The sequence below is a fragment of the Kribbella kalugense genome (genome assembly GCF_004365875.1).
Lineage (GTDB): Bacteria > Actinomycetota > Actinomycetes > Propionibacteriales > Kribbellaceae > Kribbella > Kribbella kalugense.
The window spans coordinates 2,370,923-2,395,337 of sequence record NZ_SODF01000002.1 but is presented as its reverse complement, the minus strand read 5'-3'; the positions used below and the strand labels follow the sequence as shown (position 1 = coordinate 2,395,337).

Annotated in this window: 25 protein-coding genes; 9 read left to right on the top strand and 16 right to left on the bottom strand. The window is 68.1% G+C overall.

The window, feature by feature from the left end; translation table 11 throughout:
• Positions 1 to 86 precede the first annotated feature (86 nt).
• Complete coding sequence (locus tag EV650_RS29340; RefSeq protein ID WP_134122199.1) at positions 87 to 1,082, top strand: LacI family DNA-binding transcriptional regulator; 996 nt, start codon at positions 87 to 89, stop codon at positions 1,080 to 1,082.
• Here EV650_RS29340 and EV650_RS40750 read toward each other — a convergent pair.
• The 5 genes from EV650_RS40750 to EV650_RS29320 form a co-directional block, all read right to left on the bottom strand.
• Complete coding sequence (locus EV650_RS40750; RefSeq protein ID WP_202874972.1) at positions 1,055 to 1,924, bottom strand: NAD-dependent epimerase/dehydratase family protein; 870 nt, start codon at positions 1,922 to 1,924, stop codon at positions 1,055 to 1,057. The genes EV650_RS29340 and EV650_RS40750 overlap by 28 nt on opposite strands.
• Positions 1,921 to 2,805 (bottom strand): carbohydrate ABC transporter permease, encoded by an 885-nt coding sequence (locus EV650_RS40745; protein WP_238174515.1) that lies wholly within the window; start codon positions 2,803 to 2,805, stop codon positions 1,921 to 1,923. Before EV650_RS40745 ends, EV650_RS40750 begins: the two co-directional genes overlap by 4 nt.
• A complete protein-coding gene (locus EV650_RS29330; protein WP_238174514.1) occupies positions 2,802 to 3,644 on the bottom strand; it encodes a carbohydrate ABC transporter permease in 843 nt (280 codons plus the stop codon). The genes EV650_RS40745 and EV650_RS29330 overlap by 4 nt, the downstream gene beginning before the upstream one ends.
• Positions 3,645 to 3,678: 34 nt before the next feature.
• Positions 3,679 to 4,986: an extracellular solute-binding protein gene (locus tag EV650_RS29325; RefSeq protein ID WP_166678309.1), complete on the bottom strand. Its 1,308-nt coding sequence runs from the start codon at positions 4,984 to 4,986 to the stop codon at positions 3,679 to 3,681.
• Between the two features lie 166 nt (positions 4,987 to 5,152).
• The gene (locus EV650_RS29320; RefSeq protein ID WP_238174513.1) at positions 5,153 to 5,677 is read right to left on the bottom strand and encodes a CGNR zinc finger domain-containing protein; all 525 of its coding nucleotides are present in this window, start codon (positions 5,675 to 5,677) and stop codon (positions 5,153 to 5,155) included.
• Between the two features lie 70 nt (positions 5,678 to 5,747).
• Here EV650_RS29320 and EV650_RS29315 point away from each other — a divergent pair, with 70 nt between their 5' ends.
• Positions 5,748 to 6,905: an MFS transporter gene (locus tag EV650_RS29315; protein ID WP_134122194.1), complete on the top strand. Its 1,158-nt coding sequence runs from the start codon at positions 5,748 to 5,750 to the stop codon at positions 6,903 to 6,905.
• A gap of 22 nt (positions 6,906 to 6,927) precedes the next feature.
• Here EV650_RS29315 and EV650_RS29310 read toward each other — a convergent pair whose 3' ends face one another.
• A complete protein-coding gene (locus EV650_RS29310; RefSeq protein WP_134122193.1) occupies positions 6,928 to 7,806 on the bottom strand; it encodes an SIS domain-containing protein in 879 nt (292 codons plus the stop codon).
• A gap of 101 nt (positions 7,807 to 7,907) precedes the next feature.
• On the opposite strand from EV650_RS29310, the gene EV650_RS29305 reads away from it, so the two are divergent.
• Together EV650_RS29305 and EV650_RS29300 are read left to right on the top strand one after the other, a co-directional pair.
• Positions 7,908 to 8,690, top strand: a complete 783-nt coding sequence (locus EV650_RS29305) for a DeoR/GlpR family DNA-binding transcription regulator (protein WP_134122192.1) — start codon at positions 7,908 to 7,910, stop codon at positions 8,688 to 8,690.
• Between the two features lie 137 nt (positions 8,691 to 8,827).
• Positions 8,828 to 9,517 (top strand): O-methyltransferase, encoded by a 690-nt coding sequence (locus EV650_RS29300; protein ID WP_134122191.1) that lies wholly within the window; start codon positions 8,828 to 8,830, stop codon positions 9,515 to 9,517.
• A 4-nt stretch (positions 9,518 to 9,521) separates the two neighbouring features.
• On the opposite strand, the gene EV650_RS29295 is transcribed toward EV650_RS29300, so the two are convergent.
• From EV650_RS29295 to glgC, 8 genes are read right to left on the bottom strand one after another with little or no spacing between them, the layout of a single operon-like run.
• Positions 9,522 to 10,244 (bottom strand): alpha/beta hydrolase family protein, encoded by a 723-nt coding sequence (locus EV650_RS29295; protein WP_134122190.1) that lies wholly within the window; start codon positions 10,242 to 10,244, stop codon positions 9,522 to 9,524.
• Positions 10,237 to 11,235: an amidohydrolase family protein gene (locus EV650_RS29290; protein WP_134122189.1), complete on the bottom strand. Its 999-nt coding sequence runs from the start codon at positions 11,233 to 11,235 to the stop codon at positions 10,237 to 10,239. The genes EV650_RS29295 and EV650_RS29290 overlap by 8 nt, the downstream gene beginning before the upstream one ends.
• Positions 11,232 to 11,747: a 3-hydroxyanthranilate 3,4-dioxygenase gene (locus tag EV650_RS29285; protein ID WP_134122188.1), complete on the bottom strand. Its 516-nt coding sequence runs from the start codon at positions 11,745 to 11,747 to the stop codon at positions 11,232 to 11,234. Before EV650_RS29285 ends, EV650_RS29290 begins: the two co-directional genes overlap by 4 nt.
• Before the next feature lie 4 nt (positions 11,748 to 11,751).
• On the bottom strand, positions 11,752 to 12,177 hold the full coding sequence (locus tag EV650_RS29280) for a RidA family protein (RefSeq protein ID WP_134122187.1): 426 nt from the start codon (positions 12,175 to 12,177) through the stop codon (positions 11,752 to 11,754).
• A complete protein-coding gene (locus EV650_RS29275; RefSeq protein ID WP_134122186.1) occupies positions 12,174 to 13,676 on the bottom strand; it encodes a 2-hydroxymuconic semialdehyde dehydrogenase in 1,503 nt (500 codons plus the stop codon). The genes EV650_RS29280 and EV650_RS29275 overlap by 4 nt, the downstream gene beginning before the upstream one ends.
• The gene (locus EV650_RS29270; protein WP_134122185.1) at positions 13,673 to 14,971 is read right to left on the bottom strand and encodes an FAD-dependent oxidoreductase; all 1,299 of its coding nucleotides are present in this window, start codon (positions 14,969 to 14,971) and stop codon (positions 13,673 to 13,675) included. Before EV650_RS29270 ends, EV650_RS29275 begins: the two co-directional genes overlap by 4 nt.
• The gene (kynU, locus tag EV650_RS29265) at positions 14,968 to 16,209 is read right to left on the bottom strand and encodes a kynureninase (protein ID WP_134122184.1); all 1,242 of its coding nucleotides are present in this window, start codon (positions 16,207 to 16,209) and stop codon (positions 14,968 to 14,970) included. The genes EV650_RS29270 and kynU overlap by 4 nt, the downstream gene beginning before the upstream one ends.
• Positions 16,206 to 17,468 (bottom strand): glucose-1-phosphate adenylyltransferase, encoded by a 1,263-nt coding sequence (glgC, locus tag EV650_RS29260; RefSeq protein ID WP_134122183.1) that lies wholly within the window; start codon positions 17,466 to 17,468, stop codon positions 16,206 to 16,208. The genes kynU and glgC overlap by 4 nt, the downstream gene beginning before the upstream one ends.
• Positions 17,469 to 17,532: 64 nt before the next feature.
• On the opposite strand from glgC, the gene EV650_RS29255 reads away from it, so the two are divergent.
• The 3 genes from EV650_RS29255 to EV650_RS29245 all read left to right on the top strand — a co-directional run bounded on the left by EV650_RS29255 (position 17,533) and on the right by EV650_RS29245 (position 20,563).
• Positions 17,533 to 18,078, top strand: a complete 546-nt coding sequence (locus EV650_RS29255; protein ID WP_134122182.1) for a GNAT family N-acetyltransferase — start codon at positions 17,533 to 17,535, stop codon at positions 18,076 to 18,078.
• 18 nt (positions 18,079 to 18,096) lie between these two features.
• Complete coding sequence (gene glgA / locus EV650_RS29250; protein ID WP_134122181.1) at positions 18,097 to 19,254, top strand: glycogen synthase; 1,158 nt, start codon at positions 18,097 to 18,099, stop codon at positions 19,252 to 19,254.
• A gap of 70 nt (positions 19,255 to 19,324) precedes the next feature.
• A complete protein-coding gene (locus EV650_RS29245; RefSeq protein ID WP_134122180.1) occupies positions 19,325 to 20,563 on the top strand; it encodes an alpha/beta hydrolase in 1,239 nt (412 codons plus the stop codon).
• A 7-nt stretch (positions 20,564 to 20,570) separates the two neighbouring features.
• Here EV650_RS29245 and EV650_RS29240 read toward each other — a convergent pair whose 3' ends face one another.
• Together EV650_RS29240 and EV650_RS29235 are read right to left on the bottom strand one after the other, a co-directional pair.
• A complete protein-coding gene (locus EV650_RS29240; protein ID WP_134122179.1) occupies positions 20,571 to 22,091 on the bottom strand; it encodes a leucyl aminopeptidase family protein in 1,521 nt (506 codons plus the stop codon).
• Positions 22,092 to 22,232: 141 nt separating this feature from the next.
• Complete coding sequence (locus tag EV650_RS29235; protein ID WP_012923066.1) at positions 22,233 to 22,400, bottom strand: DUF3117 domain-containing protein; 168 nt, start codon at positions 22,398 to 22,400, stop codon at positions 22,233 to 22,235.
• A 167-nt stretch (positions 22,401 to 22,567) separates the two neighbouring features.
• On the opposite strand from EV650_RS29235, the gene EV650_RS29230 reads away from it, so the two are divergent.
• Together EV650_RS29230 and EV650_RS29225 are read left to right on the top strand one after the other, a co-directional pair.
• Entirely contained in the window at positions 22,568 to 23,398 is an 831-nt protein-coding gene (locus tag EV650_RS29230) for a PaaX family transcriptional regulator (protein WP_134122178.1), read from the top strand.
• A gap of 32 nt (positions 23,399 to 23,430) precedes the next feature.
• On the top strand, positions 23,431 to 24,222 hold the full coding sequence (locus tag EV650_RS29225) for an enoyl-CoA hydratase/isomerase family protein (protein WP_134122177.1): 792 nt from the start codon (positions 23,431 to 23,433) through the stop codon (positions 24,220 to 24,222).
• The last annotated feature ends 193 nt before the right edge of the window (positions 24,223 to 24,415 follow it).

Sequence of the window (24,415 nt, the reverse complement as noted above, 5' to 3'; positions counted from 1 at the left end):
AGGGGAAGCGAAAGCGGTTTCGCAAATCACACCTTCATACGCCACGTCCGCGCTGTCAACGGCTCAAAGCTGACTACGATGTAGAGATGGCCGAATCAGTGATCACCCTGTCCGATGTGGCCGCTGCGGCCGGGGTGTCGCTGTCGACCGCCTCCAAGGCGCTGAACGGCACCGACCGGATCTCCGAGGCCACCCGCCAGCACGTCCGGGTGACCGCGGACCGGCTCGGCTTCCGGCACAACGCACTGGCCCGCTCGTTCGCCCGCGGCCGCAGCCAGACCATCGGCGTACTCACCCACCGCGCGTCGAACCCGTTCACCCGCGTGGTGCTGGCCACCGTCGCCACCGAGCTCGGCGCCAAGGAACAGGCCATCCTGCTGTACGACGCCCGGCTGGGCGACCGCGACATCACCGAGAGCATCCTGCAGCTGCGGGCCCGCCGGATCGACGGCGTGATCGTGATCGGCGCCGGTACGTCGTTCCCGAGCCCGTCGCTGACCAGCCGGTTCGAGGTGCCGGTGATCTACGCGTTCACCTTCACCGAGGACCCCAGCGACGTCACAATCACCGCAGACGATGACGAGATCGGCCGGCTCGCCGTACGCCACCTGCTGTCGAAGGGCCGGCGCAGAATCGCCCACCTCACGGCCGAGCCGCACGACAACGCGGCCCAGCGTCGAGCAGCCGGCGCACAGGAGGTCCTCGCGGAGGCGGGGCTCGAATGGGCCACCCCGGTGCGGTTCGGCCGCTGGCGCGAAGGCTTCGGAGCCGAAGCCGCCGCCGAAGTGCTGGCCGAAGCGCCTGACATCGACGCGCTCTTCTGCGGCAGCGATGCCATCGCGCGCGGTGCCGAGCGCGCTGTCCAAGCCAGCGGCCGGTCCGTGCCCGACGACGTCGCGCTGATCGGCGTCGACAACTGGGAGACGTTGATGCACGACCAGCGCGTCACCCGCCACCTCACCACGATCGACGTCGGGCTCGAGGAGATCGGCCGTCAGGTGGCAGCCCACCTCCTCGAGCCCGACCCGCAGCCCGGCATCCGGTACGTCGCCCCTCAGGTCATCACCGCGGAGACCACCTGATCCTCGTCGTGGATCGAGTACTTCGGCTTGAAGCCCAGCAGCTCCCGCGCCCGACTGGTGTCGACCAGCGACCCGCGTCCCTGCACAGCTCGCCGCAGCGGCACCGTCGGCGCGTACTCGCGCAGCAGTTCGTCCGTCTGCCGGTCGATCAGCACGTCATCAGCCGCCAGCCCGACCACGTGTGCTCCAGCAGCATTTGACTCGAGTGCCGCGATGATCGCCCGCACACCGTCCCGCAGGTCGAGGTAGGCCCAACCTTCCCGAGCCATCACCGACGGGTCGTTTTCCGCTCGGGCAGCGAACTTGAACAGCTCCTCGCGAGTCTTCACCAGCGGGAAACGCAGTGCGATCACGTTCGTCCCCCAACGCCGCCACGCCATCCGTGCACTCTGCTCGTCCACACTTTTGGACAACGAGTACGCATCGGCGATGTCGGCTTCCACCTCCTCGTCGAGCGGGTAGTACGCCGGCTCGACGTCGTTCACGTTCATCGGTACGCCGAATGCGTTGATACTGCTCGCGATCACGGCCCGGCCGACCCCTTGCTGACCAGCCTGCGCCAGCACGTTGAACGTCGCGGCAACGTTGTTCTCGAACACCTCCTCCGGCGTACCAAGGCTGGGGTGCGGAATGGCAGCCAGATGCAGTACTGCGTCCACACCGTCGAGTGCTGCGGCCACATCCTCGGCTGACCGCGCATCGCCTACCAGCGGGCGGTCCGCCGTACTGGTGTGGTCGTAGCGCAGTGACAGGCCAGTCACGTCGTACCCAGCTGACTGCAGGCCGACGACTGCGGCCCGGCCGATCGATCCGTCCGCACCGGTGACCAGAACACGCTTCACGCCTTGATGCCCCCAGACAGGCCCACGCCACGCAGAAATGCTCGCTGAAAGACCAGGAAGAGCAGCACCGGGATCAGCAGGGCCAGGAACAGGCCCGCCAACTGGATGTTGAGCTCCGTCACCTTGGCGATCTTGGGCAACGCGACCGAGACCGGCTGCAGATCCGGATTCGTCAGCACCAGCAGGGGCCACAGGTAGTCCTTCCAGGACGAGATGATGCTCAGCAGTACGACCACACCGAGGATCGGCCGCGACAGCGGGAGCACGAGCGAGGTGAACACGCGGATCGAACCGGCTCCGTCGATCCGGGCCGCTTCGAAGTACTCGCGCGGGATGCCGTCGAAGAACCGCTTCACGACCAGCACGTTGAACGCATTGGCCGCGGGTGGCAACCAGACCGCCCAGAACGTGTTGGTCAGGTTCGCGTGTACTACTGGCACTTTGAGCACAGTCAGGTACAGCGGGACGAGCGAAACGATGTGCGGTACGAACAACGTGGCCAGGATCCCTGCGGACATCACCGCGCCCCATCTCGGCCGGAGCACGCTCAGCACGTAGCCGGCCGTCGTACAGACGATCAGCGACGCGAGCGCAGTACCCGCCGCGATGATCGCGGTGTTGCCGAGGTAGTAGCCGATATGGCCCTGTTGCCACGCCGTAGCGAGGTTCTGCCACTGCACCTGACCGGACGGGAACCACGCGAGTGGTGAGCGGATGCTGTCCTGCGTCGGCGAAATCGCTGCCTTGAGCAACCAAAGCAACGGACCGAGCCCAGCCACGACCAGTCCGATCAGTACGACGACCTGTCCGATGACGAACGGCACTCGAACCCGGGTAAGCCTGCGGTCCGTATCCGACAGCGCACCCCGGTCGCCGCTCACTCGGTACTCCAGCCACGCGTCGCCAACTGGAAGACAGCCGACACCACGGCGAGTACCAGCGCCAGCAGCACGCTCAACGCAGTAGCGGCGCCGTAGTCGCCGTTGACGAAGGCGTAGTTGTAGATCAGCAACAGAATCGTCATGGTCGACCCCTGCGGTCCGCCGCCGGTGAACAGCAGCGGCTCGGTGAACAGTTGCATCGTGCCGATCACCTGCAAGAGCAGCATCAACAGCAGGACGCCACGCAGATGCGGCAACATCACGTGCCACACCCGCCGTACGACGCCTGCACCGTCGAGCTCGGCCGCCTCGTACAAGTCCGCGCGTACAGAGGTCAATGCGGCTAGGTAGATGATCACTGCGTTGCCGGCACCTGCCCACGTGGCTTCCAGCACGATCGACGGCATCGCCGAGTGCGGACTGTCCAGCCACAGGAACGGTCCGAGCCCGACCGAGCCGAGGATGCTGTTGAACATCCCGCTGGGCGACGGGTCGTAGAAGAACCGCCAGAGCAGGATGGCGACCACCGGCGGCGTGATCACCGGCAGGTACGCCAGTGTCGGGTACAGCCAGGACCTGCCACGCAACTCGGACAGGAACATCGCCAGCAGCACAGGCACCGGGAAGCCGAACAGCAAAGCCAGCAAGGTGAACCAGACCGTGTTCAGCGCGGCCTGACCGACGCCGGGGTCGGTCAGCACGTACCGGAAGTTCTCCAGCCCGACCCACTTGACCGGATCGATCAGATTGGTCTGCTGGAAGCTCATCACCAGGCCCTTGAGGATCGGGCCCCAGGAGAACACCACGAAGACCAGGAGCACCGGCAGCGCGAACAGCACTGCCGGTCCCCCATTGCGCAGGCGGCGAAGCAAGTCAGCGCCCGAGCTTGGCATTCACGGTGCCGGCGGCCTTGGTCAGCAGCGCCGGGATGTCGGCCTTCTGGTTGCCCAGCACGGTCTGCACGACCGGGTCGAGCGCGGCGTACACCTCCTGAGCCTTCACCGGCGGCTCAGGGATGATCTTCTGGTCGGCCGCCACCTTGGTGTACGGCGCGAAGTTGTCCAGCGGCACGTTGACGTACGGCTTGATCCAGTTCTGGTACGTCGACCACTGGTCCGCCGCGATCACCGGGAGACCCGGCACGCCGACCGGCAGCTTGCCCGCCACACCGTTCTTCGCACTCGTCACAGCGGCGCTCTGGTCGACGTACTTGTTCAGGTAGGAGAACTTGATCCACTTGACCGCGGCCGCCTTCTCGGCGTCCGTCGCACTCGGGCTGACGATCTGGACGCTGCCGCCGCTGAGGGTGCCGTGGTCGCCGCCCTGCTGCGGCATCGGGCCGATACCGAACGACGACGCCTTGAGGCCGTTCACGTTGACCAGCGTGCGGTACGCGTCCGGAGCGGACATGTACATGCCGATCTTGCCGGCCGAGAACGCCTTGGAGATCCCGTCGATGTCGTAGAGCACGGCCTGGCCCATGGACTTGTCGACCCACTTCATCTCGTGCAGGGCCTGCAGCGCGGCCTTGGACGGTGCGTCGTCGAACGCCGCCTGGCTACCGTCCGCGTTCTCGATCGAGCCGCCGAACGCGTACGTCTGAGTGGTGAACATCCAGCCGCCGGTGTTGTTCGTGGTCATCTGCGCGTAGCCGGCCTGACCGGTCTTCTGCGCGATCGCCTTGGCGTCCGCCCGGACCTCGTCCCAGGTCGCCGGCGGCTTGTTCGGGTCCAGTCCGGCCTTGGTGAACAGGTTGCGGTTGTAGACCAGGCCGACGGAGTACGCCGCGGTCGGTACGGCGTACACGTTGCCGGACTGGTCCTGGGCGATCTTGAGCACGTTCGGGTTCAGCTCGGAGAGCAGGCCGTCGTCCTTGAGCACCTTGGTCAGGTCCGCGACCTGTTTGCGGGCGATCATGCCCTGCGGCTCGGTGAACGGGACGTTCAGTACGTCGGGCAACTGGCCGCCGGCCGCCTGCGCCTGGAAGGTGGTCGGGTCCCAGAGCGTCTCGACCGGGTTCAGCTTGATGTCCGGGTTCGCCTTCTCGAAGTCGGCGACCTTCTGGTCGTACTGGGCCCGGTTCGCCGGATCGGAACTCGTCGGTCGGTCACCGACCGTGATCGTGACCTGTCCGCCGGAGCTGGAATCAGCCGGCGAGGACGGCGCACTGGAGCAGGCCACCAGCAAGAAGGGTACTGAAAGCCCTGCCGCACAACGGATTGCGAATCTGTTCATCGGAACTCCTCAGCGGGGATGGCGATCGGCGAGCCGACCGTTCCGCAGAGTAGCGCAAGCGCTTTCGCAAATACTAGACCTCATGCGAAACTGGTTTCGCATGAGGTCTCGCTCAGCTCTGACGGGCCCGGTACGACGCGACCCGGGTCCGGCTGGAGCACCTCGGCGTACAGAACCGCCGCGGCCGGCGCTCCGCCGGATTCACGAAGACCCGCTCGCAATCCACCGCCGCACAAACACCCAACGCCTCGAACCCGTGGCCGGCCGCGAACGTCGCCAGCCCGAGCGCGGTCGTCGCCGCCAGCCACTCGGCCCACGACGCGTCCGGCTCCGCGACATGCAGATGCCACGGCGCCCCGTCGTGATCCGACAAATACGGGCGTACGGCGTACTCCGCCAGCAATCCGTTCAGCACCTTCGCCCCGTCCTCGCCATCGAAGACCGGCCGCAACCGCTCACGGACGGCCCGGACCGCGATCAGGTCGTCCTCGTTCAGTTCGATCGGCTCGGGCTCGCCGTGCTCGAGCAGGAAGGCGCGCAGCGCGGCCGGCGAGGTGAGCTGCTCGGGCTCCCGCGTGCGCGTGTTCACCAGGTCGACGGCGAGCCGGATCAGCCGATCCGGGGACTGAATTTCCACTGCACTCCTCCCGTAACGCATTTGCTAGCGTAACGCGTAACAGATCGATTAGCGTTACAGGAGGCTCGGCGTGCCCAGCTACTACTTCGCGGCGACGCTGGCTCGGTTCGCCGACGAGATGGTCGCGTTCACGCTCGTTCTACTGGTGCTGGATCGCACCGACAGCCCCGCGCTCGCTGGCATCACCGGTGCCGCGTACGCGCTGCCGGCCATCGTCACCGGCCCACTGCTCGGGGCCTGGCTCGACCGGACGCCGTACAGGCGCAGCGCGCTCGCGGTCAACCAGGCGACGTTGGGTGTAGTCATGCTGGGGCTTCTGGCAGTCGTCGGACACAGTGCGCACTGGATCGCGCCGGCACTCGCAGCGGTGGCGGGAGCGACGCTGCCACTGGTGAGCGGTGGGTTCACCAGCATGCTGCCCAGCCTGTTCCGGCCGGAGCGGCTGGCGCGGGCCAACTCGTTCGAGTCGGTGAGCTTCAGCACCGCGACCATCGCCGGACCTGCGACCGCGGCCACCATCGCAGCGGTGATCTCGGTCGACGCTGCCGTGGTGGTGATCGTGATCGCGGCGGTGCTGAGCATTCTCGCGATCAGCCGGCTGCCTGCGCTCCCACCGGTCGGCGCCGGCGGCGAGCACTTCCTCAGCTCGGTCATCGGTGGTCTCGTCCACCTCGCCCGTACCCCGCGGCTGCGAGCATCCACCGTCACGACCACCCTGCTGATGGGCTTCACCGGCATGCTGCTGATCGCCCTGCCACTACACATGCCGTCGCTCGGCCTACCGAAGTCAGCAGCCGGCTACCTGTGGACAGCAGTCGAACTCGGCAGCGTCACCACGGCACTACTACTCGGCCGCCTCCGCGTGCGGCCGGAGTACGTCGTGATGGTGTCGGTCGCCGCCTACGGCCTGGTGCTGACCACGTGGTCGCTGGCCACGACGTTCGCCGTACTCCTGCTGCTCGCGGTCGTCGCCGGACTCACGGAAGGGCCGGCGCTGCCCGCGATGTTCGCAGCACGCCAGCAGTACAGCCCGCCGGCTCTCCAGGGCCGAGTCAGCACCACAGCCGCCAGCCTCCGCGTCGGCGCGTCCGCCCTAGGCCAAGCAACCGCCGGCGTACTAGTCCCCCTCATCGGCACCCCAGCCACCCTGACCACCGCCGGCCTAGGCCTGATAGCAGCAGCGCTCGCTGGCGGGTTGTCGGGCCGCTGGCGTCCTACAACCCGCTAGCGGCCACACAACCCGCCAGGGGTCAGTCGAGGATGACGGAGCGGGAGAGGCTGCGGGGCTGGTCCGGGTTGAGGCCGAGGGCCAGCGACTTGGCGACCGCCACCCGCTGGGCGACGACCAGCGAAGCCATCGGGTCCAGGTCGTGGTGTACGACGGTGGCTCCGGTCGCGGCCACGTCCTCGAGCAGGCCCGCCGGCGGCTCGCCGAAGATCCAGACGCCCCGCCCGGGCTGCGCGATCGCGATCGGGCCGTGCCGGTAGTCCATCGCCGGATAGGCCTCGGTCCACGCCGACGCGGCCTCGCGCTGCTTCAGCCCGGCCTCGTGCGCCAGGCCGATGGTCCAGCGGGTGCCGAGGTACGTGACCTGCTCGAGCTTGGCCAGGTCGTCGACGTCGAGGGTCAGTGCGGTCTGAGCGTCCGCAGCGGCCTGCGTCAGGTCCTGGCCGAGCGACGCGCGCAGCAGAGCCAGCGTGGTCGTGGCGAACCGGGTCTGCACAACGGACTGCTCGTCGGCGAAGTCCAGCATGATGGTCTGGTCGGCCAGCTCGACGATCGGCGAGCCCGGGGTCGCGGTGATCGCCACGGTCGGCAGGTCCGTCGCGCGGATCAGGTCGAGCACCTCGGTCGTCGTACCGGACCGGCTGATCACTACCACCGCGTCGTACGTGCGGTCGGCCGGGAACTCCGAGCCCGCGAACGCGTCGGTCTCGCCCTGGCCCAGGTCCTCGCGAAGGGCGGCGTACGCCATCGCCATGAACCAGGAGGTCCCGCAGCCCACGGCTGCAACTCGCTGACCGGCTTTCGGAAGTGCACCGCCGTACTGCGCGAAACCGTCCGCAACCTGCCGCCAAAGGTCCGGCTGAGTGGCGATCTCAGTGCTCACAAATGGCGTCTGGGTCATGTCGTCTCCGCACTTCTGATGGTCGAAACTGCTCGAACGTGATCGAATGGTGCCAACCAGCCGCCACCGGGCTGACCGATTGTGTGAAGGAGGAGCCCCGAGTGAAGCGTTATGAACGCCTCAACACGTTGCTCGAGTCGCTCGCCGAGAAGGGCGCCATCGACGTCGACGAGCTCGCCGAGCAGTTGCATGTGTCCGCGGCGACGATCCGGCGCGATCTCGACCACCTCGGCAAGCAGCAGCTCCTCACTCGGACCCGCGGCGGCGCGGTCGCCAACGCGGTGTCGTACGACCTGCCGCTGCGCTACAAGACTGCGCGTTTCGCGTCCGAGAAGCAGCGGATCGCGCAGGCGGCGGCCACGCTGGTGCGTCGCGGCATGGTGATCGGGATGAACGGCGGTACGACGATCTCCGAGGTGGCGCGCACGCTGGCGACCCGGCCGGAGCTGAACGCCGAGCACGGCGAGCCGGCCTTCACCCTCGTCACCAACGCGCTGAACATCGCCAACGAGCTGATCGTCCGGCCGCACGTGAAGATGGTGCTGACCGGCGGAGTGGCGCGGCCGCAGTCCTACGAGATGATCGGGCCGCTGTCGCACCGGATCCTGGCCGACCTGTCGCTGGACATCGCCTTCATCGGCGTCGACGGGATCGACGAGACCGGCGCCACCGCTCATCACGAGGGCGAGGCGAACATCAACCAGCTGATCGTCAGCCGGGCCGCGAAGGTGTGCGTGGTGGCCGATTCGTCCAAGCTCGGGCAGCGCGCATTCGCCCGGATCTGCGAGCTGAGCGAGATCGACACCCTCGTCACCGACGCCCAGGCCGACGAGTCCTCGCTGACCGTCTTCAAAGAAGCCGGCATCGACGTCATTCGCGCCTGACCCCACTCCGCACCTCCCTCACGTCTGCCTGAAGACGATCATATCTGATTGAGGGGCAGTTGTTATGAGCAGGAGTGCGCAACCTCAGCGCGTGCACCACGGAATGCGGACCGCCAACCGCTAGGCTCTGGTTCAGCATGAGTAGACCTGCCGCCGCACACTCGTCCGACTCCTGGGAGGGCATCATCGCCACCGGCATCGACCCGACGTCCTGGGCGTACGCCGAGGACTACACCGGTGAGGACGAAGTCGTCACCGGTGCACGGGCGAGCGCCGCGGACAGCGGTGTCGCCCCGATCGGACCTGGCGCTGCGGCCGCGCTGAGCCTGCTCGCCGCCGGCGTCAGCGCCAAGGCGGTCGTCGAGATCGGCACCGGGACCGGCGTCTCCGGGCTCGCCCTGCTGCGCGGGATGCGCACCGACGGCACGCTCACCACGGTCGACATCGACGCGGAGAACCAGCGGCTGGCCCGCAAGACGTTCCTCGACGCCGGAGTCGCGTCCAACCGCTTCCGGCTGATCGCGGGCGCCGGCCTGGACGTGGTCACCCGGCTGACCGACGGGCACTACGACCTGGTCTTCTGCGACGCGGACCGTCGCGAGAACACGGCGTACCTGCACGAAGCCCTCCGCCTGCTCCGCCCGGGCGGCATCGTCGCCTTCGCCGGCATCCTCACCGGCGGCCGGGTCGCCGAGCCGGCCCACCGCGACCCCGACACGATGGCGCTGCGAGACCTGATCCGCGCCGTCCGCGACGACGACCACCTGGTCTCCGCCCTCCTCCCCACCTCCGAAGGCCTCCTGACCGCCGCCAAACGCCTCAAATAACCGTTCAGTTGGTCAGGTGGGTCAGTTCGGTGGTCACCTCGTGCCAGGGTTCGGTGCGCGGGTCTATCAGTTGGTAGTGGCCGGAGTGCTCGACGCGGAGGAAGCGGGCCGTGGGGTGGGCCGTGAAGTAGGACTCGGTCACGCGGAGCGGGACAACACTGTCGTTGACGCCGTGGACGAGTGAGACCGGGGCGATGGACGGCGGGAGGTGGACCGGGTCCAGGTCGTTGCGTACGCCGCCGCCGATGAACGCCTGTACTGCGCCACCGTCGAGCTCGAGCCGGTCGGCCAGGAGCAGGTCCGCCACTGGTGCGAGGGCGAGCACGGCGCGCAGGCGGACCGGGTTGAGCGTGGAAGCGGCCCACAGGGCCAACTGACCGCCGGCGGAGTGACCCATCAGCACGTAGCCGGCGTGGACGTCGACCAGGTCCGGTAGCGCGTCCAGCGCCGTACGGATGTCAGTAGTAGTGACATCCGGGTCCCCAGGGGTACGCCGGTATTCCAGGGACAGCACCGGCCAGCCCAGGTCGGAGAGAGCCGCGCAGTGCGGACGGGCGTGCACCCGGTCGTACTCCGGCCGCCAGAAGCCACCGTGCACGAAGACGACCAGCGGCCGGTACTCCTTCGCGTGCCAGTAGTCGATCACCTGGTCCGCCTGGCCGCCGTACTTGAGCTCCTCGTCCGGCTCACGGGCCGTGCGAGTCAGCACTGATCGGTCCTCACTCATCAGACCTCCCGAGATAGCTCAGGGCGTTCGCAGTCAGCAGTTTGTGCTGCTGCTCCGCGGTCAGGAAACCGGCCTTTCGTACCACCTCCCCGACCGGCCGTTCGCCCAGTGGATAGGGATAGTCACTGCCGACCAGAACGCGGTCTTCACCCAAGGTATCGACAAGTAGCCGCAAAGGCGCTGATTCGAACACCACCGTGTCGACCAGGATCCGGTCCAGGTAGTACGACGGTGGATGCTCCGAGCAACCACGGACGATGTCCCCGCGCCGTCGCCAGGCGTTCTCCAGCCGGCCGAGCCAGAACGCGAAACTGCCACCTCCGTGGGCGAAACAGATCCTCAAAGCAGGCGGCAACCGGTCGAACGCCCCGCCCAGGATCATCGCCAGGATCGACAGATGCGTCTCGGCCGGCATGCCCGTCAACCAGCGCGCCATCCACCGGTCCAGCCGAGGCCCGCCCGGCATGTCCCACGGATGGACCAGGACCGGCGTCCCGGTCTCGGCGCAGTGGTTGAGGAAGGCAACGATCCCGGCGTCGTCGAGATCCTTGTCGCCGACATGGTTCCCGATCTCCACACCCACGTGGCCGGCCGCTCGCGCCCGGTCCAGCTCGGCGCAGGCGAGGTCCGGGTCCTGCAACGGCACCTGGCAGAACGGCACGAACCTCGGATCATCGGCCAGCGTTCGCAGGGTCAGGTCGTTGAAGATCTCCGCCAGCTTGACCGCCTGCTTGGCGGGCCGGTCGTACCCGAAGAACACCGGCGTCGGCGACACCACCTGCAGATCGATGCCATCGGCATCCATGTCCGCGCGACGGACGGCCGGATCCCAAGCCTGCGGTCCGATCGGGCGAAACTCGGTCGAGCCGACCATGATCATCGCGGCTCGTTCGGAATCGATCCGCAACCACGGCCAGCCGTCGCCGCCGCACGCTACCGAGAGGTCCGGCCACCCGTGCGGAACCAGGTGGGTGTGGACATCGACGGTCATTTACCCGGGTGAACGGTGCCGCAGTTCGGGCAGGTGCGGGCTTTTTCGTCCGAGTAGAAGGCGTTGAACACCGGCGGCAGGTCGGCGACGATGTCGGTCACCTGCAGCTCGACCTCGTGGACGATCCCGTTGCAGTTGGCGCAGTACCAGCGGAACTTCTCCAGCGTGCCCTTTTCCCGAACTCGCTCGATCACCAGGCCGATCGAGTTCGGGCCGCGCTGCGGGGAGTGCGGCATGTTCCGCGGCAGCACCCACATCTCACCGGCATTGACCGCGACGGTTGCCGGGCCCTCGTCGGTCATGACGTTGACCTTGAGCTCACCCGAGATCTGGTAGAAGAACTCCTCGTACGGGTCGACGTGGAAGTCGGTGCGCTGGTTCGGACCGCCGACCACCATCGTGATGAAGTCGTCCCCGGTCGGGAACATCTGCTTGTTGCCGACCGGCGGCTTCAGCAGGTGCTTGTTCTCCTCGATCCACTGCGGAAAGTTCGTCGACTCCAGGTTCGCCATCTGTTCACTCCTTCTGCGGGCTGCGTCCTTTTGGAACGGCCGCAACAGCCGATATCTCGATCAGCAGCTGGGGATGCGGCAGCTGATGTACTGCGACAGTCGTCCGGGCCGGCCCGGACTCGTCGAAAAACTGACCATAGACCTCGTTGTACCCGCCGAAGTCGTTCATCGACACCAGGTACGTCGTCACGCTGACGAGGTCCTCGAGCCCCGCCCCGACCGCGGCCAGGACGTCCAGGATGTTCTCCAGCACGGCCCGGGTCTGCTCGCGAATGTCGAGCGACACCGTGCCGAGCGAGTCCACCGAGGCCCCGGCGATCGAGTTGTCCGGCCGCCGGCTCGACGTACCCGAAACGAACGCGAACCCGCCAGCAACCTTGACATGCGGAAACCGCCCCCGCGGAACGGCTTTCCCAGGTACGACTGTCATGTCAGCTCCACGCAGACGTTGGTGGTTTCGGTGTAGAAGTCGACCGAATGCCGACCGCCCTCTCGGCCGATGCCTGACAACTTCACCCCGCCGAAGGGCGTGCGCAGGTCGCGGAGGAACCAGGTGTTGATCCAGCACAGGCCGACGTCGAGCGCGGCGCCGGCTCGATGGGCGCGGCCGACGTCGCGGGTCCAAACGGTGGCGGCGAGGCCGTAGTCGCTGTCGTTGGCGAGGGCGAACGCCTCGTCCTCGGTATCGAACGGCGCGATATGGCAGATCGGTCCGAAGACCTCTTCCCGATTCGTCCGTGCGTCCGCCGTTAGCCCCGTCACCACAGTTGGTTGCACATAGCAACCGCCATCACGGGCATCGCCGAACGTCGGTACGCCGCCACCGGCCAGCACCTCAGCGCCTTCGGCCCGGGCAAGGTCGTAGTACGACAGCACCTTGTCGCGGTGCTGCTTGGAGATCAGCGGCATGTTCATGGTCGACTCGTCGGCGGGCCAGCCGTAGGTCAGCTCAGCAGCTCGCACCGCCAGCCGCTCAGCAAACTCTCCGTACACAGATCGCTCCACATACAGCCGTTCGGTGCACAAGCAGACCTGTCCGCCATTGGTGAAGACCGACCGCACCGACCCTTCGACCGCTGCGTCCAGGTCGGCGTCGGCGAAGATCAGGCCGGCGTTCTTCCCACCGAGCTCGAACGACACCGCCTTGACCCGATCCGCGGCCACCTTGGCGATCGCCGTACCGGTCGCGGACTCCCCGGTGAACGTGATCGCGTCCACCCCGGGATGCCGGGTCAGGTACTCCCCCGCCGACGACGGCCCGAAGCCGTGGACCAGGTTGAACACACCGGGAGGTACGCCGGCCGCAGCCATCACCTCGGCCAGTACGGTCGCCGATGCCGGAGTCTCCTCGGACGGTTTCACCACGACAGCGTTGCCGCAGGCAAGCGCCGGCGCGACCTTCCAGGTCAGCAGGAGCAGCGGAAGATTCCACGGTACGACGATCGCCACCACACCAACCGGCTTCCGTACGGCGTAGTTCAACGCGCGCCGTCCATCCGGCAGGACGGTCGGGTACGACTCGGTCGGAACCGTCGTCGCGAAGTCCGCGAACGCCCGGAAGTTCGCCGCACCCCGCGGGATGTCGAGCGTCCGGGCCTGGCTGATCGACTTCCCGGTGTCGCCGACCTCGGCCGCGACCAGGTCCTCGAACCGCCGCTCCAGCTCGTCCGCGACTCGTCGCAACACCGCCGCCCGGTCCTGCTCGCTCATCCGCCCCCACGGCCCGTCCAGAGCCGCCCGCGCCGCGAGCACGGCCGCATCCACGGTCGCCGAGTCGGCCTCACACACATCGAAGATCTGCTCGCCCGTGACCGGGCTGATCTTCGCGAACGTCGACGGGCTCTCCACGAACTCCCCGTCGACGAAGTGCCGCAACAGCCCGACCGAGCGAGGCTGTCCGGTCAGCAACTCCGGTGTCCACAGGCTCACCGCGATCTCCTTCGGACGAGCCCCAGCAAGACGCCGGCCGCCGCGACCGCTCCGGCGCCGAGGAGCTGATGCTGACGGCGGACCCGTCGCTGAACCTCGGCGTACGGCGTTGTGGAGAAGGAAACCAGCTCGTACCGGGAGACGTACGTGCCGGGCAGGACGCGTTCCAACGTGTGCTCGATCCGCTTGGACAAACGGAACACCGGCGAGGCGACCTTGTCGCGCATCTCGACGAAGTTGGCCAATGCCATCTCGGCGATCGCTTCCGTGTTCTCACGACGACGTGCCTCGAACAGCGGCAACGCCCGCGCCCATGAGCCGCCTGTGTCATCGAGGCTGCGGTCGAGCTCGACCACGTCCTCGAAGGCGCAGTTCGCGCCTTGGCCGTAGAACGGCACGATCGCGTGCGCGGCGTCACCGAGCAGCGCCGTACGTCCGTGTGCTTGCCAGGGCAACGTGTGTACGGTCCCGAGCACGCCGACTGGATTGTTCAGGTAGTCGTCAACCAACGCCGGTGCCAACGGCAACAAATCGGGATAGTTCAGCCGGAAGTGCTCCTCGATAGCCGGCGCCGAAGTCAGCGCGTCGAAGGAGCCCGTCGGCCAGAACAGCGTGCAGGTGAACGACTTGTCCGGGTTCGGCAGCGCGATCATCATCGACGTACCGCGCGGCCAGATGTGCAACGAACCTGGGTCGAGCGCGAACTCGCCGTCGGCCGCCGGGATCGACAGCTCCTTGTAGCCGTAGTCGAGGAAGTCGACGTTCTCCGCAACGATGCCCTCGGCAAGCAACTGCTCGCGTACCGCGGAACCTGCGCCATCAGCCCCGAGGACGACGTCGGCAGAGACCGAAACCTTCCCGGCAGGCGTCGCGAACACCATGCGACCAGCAGCAGAGTCCAGCTCGACCAACCGATGCTCGAACTCCACCGACACGCCGGGAGCGGCCGCAGCCGCCGTGAGCAGCGCGTTGTTCAGCGTCCCCCGGCTGATCGAGTTGATCGCCCGTTCGCCCGACGCCGAGTACTGCTGGAAGTCCAGCGGCCCGGACACCGGATGGATCATCCGGCCCTTCATCGGCAGCGCATCGGCCATCACCTCGTCGACCAAGCCGATCCGCCGCAACGCGTCCAGCCCGCGCTCGGAGATGGCCAGGTTGATCGACCGGCCGCGCTCGACCTGCGCAACTCGCGGGTCCGGCCGCCGCTCGTACAGCGTCACCGACAACCCACGCCTCGCCAGGAAGCACGCGAGCAACGAACCTGTCAGCCCAGCTCCGACGATCGCCACCTTCATGCCATCACCTCAGCCAACGCCGTCGCGGCCCGCCAGCAGTCGTGGTACGTCGAGTACAGCGGGACCGGGGCCAGCCGCACCACGTCGGGCTCTCGCGCGTCCGCAATCACGCCGTACCCAAAGCGCAGCCGCCGCGACAGCTCGCCGGCCCGCATCCCGCTGACCCGTAGCGACAGCTGAGCGCCACGCCGGGCCGGATCGGATGGGGTGATGACCTGCAGCGGCACGGGTGCCAGCAGCTTCGCCAGGTACGCCGTCAATCGCAAGCTCCGCTCCCGCAATGTCTCGATGCCGATCTTGTCGAAGAGCTCCAGCGACGTGCGGACCGGACTCATCGAGAAGATCGGCGGGTTCGATACCTGCCACGCGTCCGCGCTCGCCGGCGGCCGCGACTCGGGTGTCATCTCGAACCGTGTCGCTGCCTCCGTGCTCCACCAGCCCTCGAACCGTGGCAGGTCAGTACCGAGGTGGCGTTCATGCACGAACGCCCCGGCCAGAGCGCCCGGTCCAGAGTTCAGGTACTTGTACGAGCACCACGCCGCGAAGTCCACGTCCCACTCGTGCAACGCCAGCGGCACGTTGCCGGCCGCGTGCGCGAGATCCCACCCGACGACCGCACCGGCCGCGTGCCCGGCCTTGGTGATCGTGGGGATGTCCATCAACTCGCCGGTCAGGTAGTTCACCCCACCGAGGAGTACGAGCGCCACGTCGCCACCGAGCTGCTCGACGACGTCCGACGTACGCAGACTGTCCTCACCCGGCCGTGGACGCAGCCGGATCACCGCGTCCTCGGCGTCGTACCCGTGGAAGGCGACCTGCGACCGTACGGCGTAACTGTCCGAGGGGAACGCGGCGTCCTCGATCACGATCCGGTGGCGCGAGCGGGTCGGTCGGTAGAACGACACCATCAGCAGATGCAGGTTGACGGTCAGCGAGTTCATCACCACGGTCTCGCTCGGCAACGCCCCGACCAGGCGGGACGCCGGACCGGTCAGCAGCTCGTGGTACGGCAACCAGGGCCTGGCAGCGTCCAGATGGCCCTCGACGCCGAGCGCCGCCCAGGCGTCCAGGTCCTCGAGCAGCTCGGCCCGGGTCGCCTTCGGCCGTAGCCCGAGCGAGTTGCCGGCGAAGTACGCCACCTCGGGGTAGTCGCCACCCTGCGCCGGCGGAACGTCGAACAGGTCGCGGTGGCCGGCGTCCGCGGCATCTAGTTTGAGAGCTTCAGCCTCTGTGCTCACGCCTCGGCAACCTCGTCGACGGCGGCGGCCTTCGGCGGCTCGATCACCTGGCCCTTGCCGAGCACCGTCACGCCGCCCTTGGACACGATGAAGCCACGCTCCCGGTCGAAGTCCGGGTCGACGCCGATTTCGACACCGTCCGGGACCACGACGTTCTTGTCCAGGATCACGTTCTTCAGTACGGCGTTCTTCCCGATCTTGCAGTTGTCCATGATCACGGAGTACCGGATGTCGGCGCCGGCGCTGACGATCACGTTCGACCCGATCACGGAATGGTCCACGTGCGCGCCGGACACGATCGAGCCCTGGCAGACGATCGACTCGCCGACGGTCGCGTCGTCGGTGAACTTCGCGCCCGGCAGCTGCGGGTGCGAGGTGAAGATCGGCCAGTCGGAGTTGTAGAGGTTGAACACCGGCTGGATCGAGACCAGGTCCATGTGCGCCTCGTGGTACGAGTCGAGCGACCCGACATCGCGCCAGTACGAGCGATCGCGGTCGAGCGCACCCGGTACGTCGTTGTCCTTGAAGTCGTAGACGCCGGCCTTGCCCTCGGCAACCAGCATCGGCACGATGTCGCCGCCCATGTCGTGCCGCGAGGCCGGGTTGGCGGCGTCCTTGCGCAGCGCGTCGACCAGCACGTCCCGGCTGAACACGTAGTTGCCCATCGAGGCGAACGTCTCGTCCGGCGAGTCCGGCAGCCCGGGCGGATCGGCAGGCTTCTCCAGGAACTCCTCGATCACGTGACCGTCAGCACCGGTCTTGATCACGCCGAACTCCGACGCCTCGGCCCGCGGCACCCGGATCCCGGCCACCGTGACGCCGTTCCCGCGCTCGATATGCGCGGCGACCATCGAGGACGCGTCCATCCGGTACACGTGATCGGCGCCGAACACAACGATGATGTCGGGCTGGAAGTCGTCGATCAGGTTCATCGACTGGTAGATCGCGTCGGCGCTGCCCTGGTACCACTGCGGTCCGAGCCGTTGCTGGGCCGGCACGCAGCTGACGAAGTTGCCCAGCAACGTGGACATCCGCCAGGTGACCGTGACATGGCGGTCCAGCGAGTGCGACTTGTACTGCGTCAGTACGAAGAGGTTCCGGATTCCCGCGTTGACCAGGTTGGACAGCACGAAATCGATCAGGCGATAACTGCCCCCGAACGGGACGGCCGGTTTGGCCCGGTCCGCCGTCAGCGGCATCAGCCGCTTGCCCTCGCCGCCGGCCAGCACGATTCCGAGAACTCTGGGCGCCTTTGCCATGTCCGCACCTTAGCTCCGGACGCCCCGGTTCATAAGCGCTTGCGAGTGTCGCGACACTGTAAAGATGCCGATCCTCGTCGTACCGACCACTGCCGTTCACCGATCGTTTCTCGCGGCCTGGGACGAGCTGGGTCCGGATCATGAGCGGTGGATGGGTGCGAAGTCGATCGCCCAGAACGACGAGGAGTGGACCCGCGAGCAGGCGGCCGACCCGGCGGAGTTCGAGCGGCTGGTCGAGGCGATCCGGGCCGAGGCGGAGCCCGAGACCGTCATGCCGCCCGGGATCGTGCACCAGACCGTGCTGTGGTTCGTCGACGGGATCGAGTTCCTCGGCCGGCTGTCGGTCCGGCACTGGCTCACCCCGCCGCTGCTCGAGGTGGCCGGCCACATCGGGTACTGCGTCCGTCCGTCGGCCCGGCGTCGCGGGTACGCGACCCAGATGCTGACCCAGTCGCTGCCGATCGCGGCCGCCCTCGACATCGAGCCGGCCCTGGTCACCTGCGACGCGGGCAACATCGGTTCGCGCAAGGTGATCGAGGCAGCTGGTGGCGAACTGGAAGACGAACGACACGGAAAGCTGAGGTTCTGGGTGCCGACAGGCGTGTCCTGATGACCTATCGTCGGGCTCATGAAGGTCGCCATCCTGACGCGTGAGTACCCACCGGATGTGTACGGCGGGGCGGGCGTGCACGTGGACTTCCTGGTCCGCGAGCTACGCCGCCTGATCGACGTCGAGGTGCACTGCATGGGCGAGCCCCGGCAGGGCGCGATCGCGCACAGCGAGGACGACGCCCGGATGCCGCACGCCAACGCCGCGCTGCGCATCCTGTCCACGGACCTCACCATGACGGCCGCGGTCGGCGACTCACAGCTCGTCCACTCGCACACCTGGTACGCGAACATGGCCGGACACTGGGCCAAGCTGCTGTACGACGTACCGCACGTGGCGACCGCGCACTCGCTGGAGCCGCGCCGACCGTGGAAGGCCGAGCAGCTGGGCGGCGGATACCGGCTGTCGAGCTGGGCCGAGCGGACGGCGTACGAGGCGGCCGATGCTGTGATCGCGGTCAGCCGCGGGATGCGGGACGACGTACTCGACTGCTACCCGTCGATCGACCCGTCTCGCGTGCACGTGATCTCCAATGGCATCGACGCGGAGTTCTACCACCCGGACCCGTCGACAGCCGTGCTCGAGCGGTTGGGGGTGGATCTGAACCGTCCGTACGTGACGTTCGTCGGCCGGATCACCCGGCAGAAGGGCGTCCCGCACCTGCTCCGCGCCGGGCTGCGCCTCGACCCATCCGTGCAGCTCGTCCTGCTGGCCGGCGCCGCCGACACGGTCGAGCTGAAGGCCGAGACCGACGCGCTGATCGACGACCTCAAGCTGGCCCGGGACGGCGTGTTCGTGGTCTCCGAGATGCTTCCGCGCGAGGACGTCCGGCAGGTCCTGACGCACGCGCTGGCGTTCTGCTGCCCGTCGATCTACGAGCCGCTCGGCATCGTCAACCTGGAGGCGATGGCCTGCGAGACGGCCGTCGTCGCGAGCGCGGTCGGCGGCATCCCCGAGGTCGTCGACGACGGCGTCACCGGCATCCTGGTCCCGTACGACGAGCACGACACCGACGCGTTCGAACGCGGCCTCGCGGACGGCATCAACGCGCTGGTCGACAACCCGGCTCGCGCCGAGGAGATGGGGAAGGCGGGACGTTCGCGGGCGGTCTCGCAATTCGGCTGGGACGCGGTCGCCGAGCGGACCGTGGAGCTCTACAACAGCCTGCTCGGGTAGGGGAAACCCCACCGCCGCTTCGGGGGTTCGCACCATTCTTCGGGGCGCTCGGTGACGGTTGGGTTGGGGTATGACTTCTCGGCTCACAAAGACCGTCGCCGCCACGCTTGCGACCGCTGCCCTGCTCACGTTTCCGTTGTCCGCGTTCGGTGCTGTCAGCCAGCCAACGCTGTCCGAAGCCGCGGTGTCCAGCGTGCACGCGCCGCGCGGTGCGCTGGTGTCAGCGGTGCCTGTCGCGCAACTGACGGCGGCCCAGTTGGATGCAGCTTCGGTCGACTTCCCTGGGACACCACCTGCGTCGTACGGCGTCACGGCGTACCGGTTGATCTATCGGACCATCGACCACGACGGGCGGCCGACGACCGCGAGCGGGATCGTCGTACTGCCTGACGGGCGGCGAGGCGCGCTCACCGTGGCGGAGTACCTGCATGGGACCAACGCGACCAAGGCGGCCGCCGCGTCTGTTGACGACACTTCGACGGATCGGCTGGTTACGGCGTTGTTCGCGGGGCAGGGACTGGTTGGCGTGGCGCCGGACTACCTCGGGCTGGGGCTGGGTCCTGGGCCGCATCCGTACCTGGACACCAAGACTGAGACGACGGCCTCCGCCGACCTGCTGCTCGCGGCGCGGACGTTCGCGGCCAAGCATGGGGTCGCGCTGAAGCGGGACGTGCTGGTGACCGGCTTCTCGCAGGGCGGTCGGGCGACGATGGGCTTTGGTCGTGCGTTGAGTCGCGGTGAGGTTGGTCCGTTCCGCCTCGGCGCGATCCAGGCCGTTGCGGGTCCGTACGACTTGCTCGGCTCGGAGCTGCCGGCGTCCTTCGACGGGCGCCTCCTTCCGGCGACGGCGACGTTCTACCTCGCCTACCTGATGACCGCCTGGAATCGGACCGTCGGGTTGTACGACGATCCGCGCGAGGTGTTCCAGGCACCGTACGCGTCGACCGTCGAGGGGCTGTTCGACGGCACCCACACCGAGGGGGAGATCCACGCCGGGCTGCCGAACACGCCGGAGGAGCTGTTCACGCCCGCGTTCATCCGGCAACTCCAGCATCCGACCGGCCGCCTCCTACGGGCAGCCCGCGCGGCCGACGACGTCTGTCGGGACTGGACGCCACGCGTCCCGGTCGACCTCTACAGCGGCACCAAGGACACCGACGTAACCGCCGCCAACACCGACGCCTGCGCTGCCGGGCTGAGAGCGCGTGGCGCCGACGTCACGGTCCACTCGATGGGCCCGGTCGACCACACCGGCACAGCCTTCGCGGCGTACCCAGGCATCATCCGCGCGTTCGCTCGGTGGGCTTGATGCTCTCTCAGGCGATGCCCGCGGTCGGCGTCTCGGACGCGAGCCAGGTGGTGAGCAGGCGAGCGCCCGCGCCGGTGGCGCCTGCGGAGTACTCGAAGCGGTCGGCCGGTGACTCGGCGATCGAGGACAGGTCAAGGTGGGCCCACGGGATGTCGCCCGCGAACGCCTTCAGGAACAGGGCTGCGGTGATCGAGCCCGGGCCCTTCGAGCTGTTCACCGAGTCGGCGATCGGGGTCGCGATCAGGTCCTCGTACTCCGGCGGCAGCGGCATCCGCCAGACCTCCTCGCCCGAGACCCGGCCGGCGTCGGCGAGGTTGTCCGCGAGCGCGTCATCGGTGGCGAACATCCCGCCGTACAGCATCGCGCCGAGCGACACCTTGATCGCGCCGGTCAGCGTGGCGATGTCGACCAGGACGTCCGGCTTCAGCTCCTGCACGGCGTATGCGAGCCCGTCGGCCATCACCAGCCGGCCCTCGGCGTCGGTGTTCTTCACCTCGGTCGTCCGGCCGCCGTAGTGCCGGATCACGTCGTCCGGACGGTACGCCGAACCGGACGGCATGTTCTCGGCGGAGCAGATCAGGCCGGTCACCCGCACGTTCGCACCGAGGTCACGCAGGGCCGACATCGTGGCGATCACCGAGCCGCCACCGGTCATGTCGCGCTTCATCGACACCATGCCCTCGCGCGGCTTCAGCGACAGACCGCCGGTGTCGTAGGTGATGCCCTTGCCGACCAGGACGACGTACGGCGTCTTCTTGGTCGCGCCGGCCGGCACGTAGTCCAGCCGGATGAACCGCGGCGGCCGGGTCGACCCCTGACCGACCGCCAGGATGCCGCCGAATCCCTCAGCAGCAAGCCGCTTCTCGTCCCAGACCGTCGCCACGAGACCGGTCGCGGCGGCCACGTCGGTCGCCCGCGCCGCCAGCCAGGACGGATCCTTCTCGTTCGACGGGGTGATCGCGAGCTGCCGCGCCAGCCAACCGGTCCGGCCGACCACCACGCCGCGATCGAACGCCGGCTGGCGCACCGCGGCCGAGCCGTCGGTCACGGTGACCTTGCCGACCGCGGGCTTGCCGACGTCGACCGTCTTCAGCGTGTACGAGAACGAGCCGAGCACAACGCCCTCGGCGAACGCCTGCAGCGCCGCGTCATCGATGCCCTCAGCAACGACCGTGGTGAGGTCGTCCTTGCCGCGGCCGAACCGCGCGATCGCCGCCCCGGCGTGTCGCAGGTCCTTGGCGCTACCGTCGCCGGCGCCGACCAGCAGGACCTCGTCCACCTCACCGGTCAGCAGCGGGTACGCCGTGGTGGCGCCGGCGGACGGGGTGAACCCGGTCGCCTGCTGCACCTCCAGCAGCCGATCGAGGTCGACGCCGAGGCGTTCACCGGCCTCCTTCGCGGCGGCCGGCAGACCGCCGTCTTGATCCACGACGATCACCCAGGTCGGCGAACCGTGCACCGGCAGACCCGGCTGCCAGACGACGGCCGGAAGGCTGGGGAAAGGAGACGAACTGCTGCGGCGAGCCACTAGGAGGACCTCACTGAAGTTTGATCAAGACAGGGTGCAACCGTAACGACCCCGGCCGGTGCCGGAAAAGGCACCCACCGGGGTCGCAGGATTTGTCAGAGGTGCGAGAGACATGCCCAAGGCACCCCGGGGAGAACCTGGTCAGCCGACGACAGCCTTGAGCGCGTTGCCGAGCTCGGTCGCTTCGTCGGCGTTGAGCTCGACGACGAGCCGGCCGCCGCCCTCGAGCGGAACCCGCATCACGATCCCCCGGCCCTCCTTGGTGACCTCGAGCGGACCATCGCCCGTCCGCGGCTTCATCGCCGCCATGCGCGCACCCCTTCCCAGTGTCGGTGTTGAGCGACGTCACCGCGCAGACGTTCCGTCGCCGGCGCCGTTGCGGTGATGCGCCGTCGGCGCGTATCGCAGTGTGTATCGCACCCCATTATTCCCGATCCCGGGCCAGAGCCGTGCACCATACGGCAGACTCGACTCTTGTGCACGCCCGTTCAGCCCTCTTCGACCTGTACGGCGACCACCTGCGCGCGCGTGGTGCGCGCGCCCCGGTCGCGGCCCTCGTCCGGCTGCTGGCGCCGCTGGGCGTCCATCCGCCGGCTGTCCGGACCGCTGTGTCACGGATGGTTCGGCAGGGCTGGCTGGAGCCGGTCCGGCTCGACGGCCAGCCTGGGTATGCGCTGACCGCCCGGGCGCGTCGCCGCCTCGACGACGCCGCCGCGCGGATCTACCGGACCGCGCCGGACGGCACGCCAGTGGTGACCGGTTCCGAGGGGCCGGGCGACTGGGACCGGCACTGGCATCTGGGCATCCTCCGCGAGGTGCCGAACGCCCGCCGCCGCGAGCAGCTGGCCAGCCAACTCGCCTTTCTGGGTTGGGCTCCGCTGTCCGACGGCGCATGGGTCGGGCTGCGCAACGACGCCGAGGTAGACCAGATCCTCGGGGTGGAAGGGATCGCCGCGGACCGGTTCCTGGCGCCCGTCGACCAGGGCGCCGTGGAGTTCGCCCGGCGGGTCTGGAAGCTGGACGAGCTCGGTGCGTCGTACGACGCCTGGCTGATCGAGGCGAAGGCGCTGGTGGACCACGCCGGCCACGAGTCCGCCGATGGTGCGGGCGACGAGCAGGCCTTCGCGGTCCGGTCCGAACTGGTGCACGAATGGCGCAAGTTCCTGTTCCGGGATCCAGGGCTGCCGGACGAGCTGCTGCCGGACGACTGGGCCGGGACCAGGGCGGCCGAATTCTTCGATTTCCACGCCGATCGTCTTGGCCCCGCGGCCGGGCGTTTCGTCGACAACTGCCTGACACTGCACTGAAATTCTCACCGACAGTCAAGGAGCTGACCACGATGAGTGACTCCGTTCTGTACGCCGTTTCCGACGGCGTGGCCACCATCACCCTGAACCGGCCGGACGCGATGAACTCGCTCGACACGCCGACCAAGGTGCTGCTCCGCGACACCATCCAGGCCGCCGCCGACGACCCTGCCGTACGCGTCGTCGTACTGACCGGGACCGGGAGGGCGTTCTGTGTCGGACAGGACCTGAAGGAGCACATCGGACTGCTGCAAGCCAACGACCAGGCCGCGCTGTGGAGCACCGTGCCGGACCACTACGCGCCGATCGCACTCGCGCTCACCGAGATGCCGAAGCCGGTCATCGCGGCGGTCAACGGAGTGGCTGCGGGTGCCGGCGCGTCGATGGCGTTCGCCTGCGACTTCCGGGTCGTCGCCGACACGGCCGGCTTCAACCTCGCCTTCACCGGCATCGCCCTCTCCTGCGACACCGGCATCTCCTGGACCCTCCCCCGCCTGATCGGCCGCGCGAAGGCCCTCGAACTTCTCTACTTCCCCCGCACCATCCCCGCCGCCGAATCCCTGGACCTCGGCCTCGCCACCTCGGTCGTCCCCGCCGCCGACCTGGAGGCAACCGTCGCCGACCTGGCCGCCAAGTTCGCTGCCGGCCCAACCGTCGCGTACGGCGCCGTCCGCCAGTCCGTCAACTACTCCGCCACTCACACGCTCGCCGAGTCCCTCGCCTTCGAGGCCGGCCAGATGCAACTCACCGGCGGCACCGAAGACCACCACAACGCCGTCGCCTCCTTCGTCGCCAAGGAGAAGCCCACCTTCACCGGCCGCTGACCACCCCACCTCACCACCTCGACCGCGCCACCCCCACCGCCTTCGCCACACGCCGCGCCTGCGGACGTCTCAGGGGTCAACCCCCAGGATTGCCGGTTGGCCTGCCGGAATTCAGGTCCGCAACCGGCCAGCACAGGGGTTGACCCCTGAGACGTCCGCGGCGCGGGGACCGAGCGGCGATGGGCAAGGTCTT

Bases quoted from the DNA above. Each gene is read 5' to 3' on its own strand.
- EV650_RS29340 (WP_134122199.1), top strand. From the start codon at position 87: ATGGCCGAATCAGTGATCACCCTGTCCGATGTGGCCGCTGCGGCCGGG.
- EV650_RS29310 (WP_134122193.1), bottom strand. From the start codon at position 7,806: ATGACCCAGACGCCATTTGTGAGCACTGAGATCGCCACTCAGCCGGAC.
- EV650_RS29300 (WP_134122191.1), top strand. From the start codon at position 8,828: ATGAGTAGACCTGCCGCCGCACACTCGTCCGACTCCTGGGAGGGCATC.
- EV650_RS29295 (WP_134122190.1), bottom strand. From the start codon at position 10,244: ATGAGTGAGGACCGATCAGTGCTGACTCGCACGGCCCGTGAGCCGGAC.
- EV650_RS29290 (WP_134122189.1), bottom strand. From the start codon at position 11,235: ATGACCGTCGATGTCCACACCCACCTGGTTCCGCACGGGTGGCCGGAC.
- EV650_RS29285 (WP_134122188.1), bottom strand. From the start codon at position 11,747: ATGGCGAACCTGGAGTCGACGAACTTTCCGCAGTGGATCGAGGAGAAC.
- EV650_RS29280 (WP_134122187.1), bottom strand. From the start codon at position 12,177: ATGACAGTCGTACCTGGGAAAGCCGTTCCGCGGGGGCGGTTTCCGCAT.
- EV650_RS29270 (WP_134122185.1), bottom strand. From the start codon at position 14,971: ATGAAGGTGGCGATCGTCGGAGCTGGGCTGACAGGTTCGTTGCTCGCG.
- glgC (WP_134122183.1), bottom strand. From the start codon at position 17,468: ATGGCAAAGGCGCCCAGAGTTCTCGGAATCGTGCTGGCCGGCGGCGAG.
- EV650_RS29255 (WP_134122182.1), top strand. From the start codon at position 17,533: ATGCCGATCCTCGTCGTACCGACCACTGCCGTTCACCGATCGTTTCTC.
- glgA (WP_134122181.1), top strand. From the start codon at position 18,097: ATGAAGGTCGCCATCCTGACGCGTGAGTACCCACCGGATGTGTACGGC.
- EV650_RS29245 (WP_134122180.1), top strand. From the start codon at position 19,325: ATGACTTCTCGGCTCACAAAGACCGTCGCCGCCACGCTTGCGACCGCT.
- EV650_RS29235 (WP_012923066.1), bottom strand. From the start codon at position 22,400: ATGGCGGCGATGAAGCCGCGGACGGGCGATGGTCCGCTCGAGGTCACC.
- EV650_RS29225 (WP_134122177.1), top strand. From the start codon at position 23,431: ATGAGTGACTCCGTTCTGTACGCCGTTTCCGACGGCGTGGCCACCATC.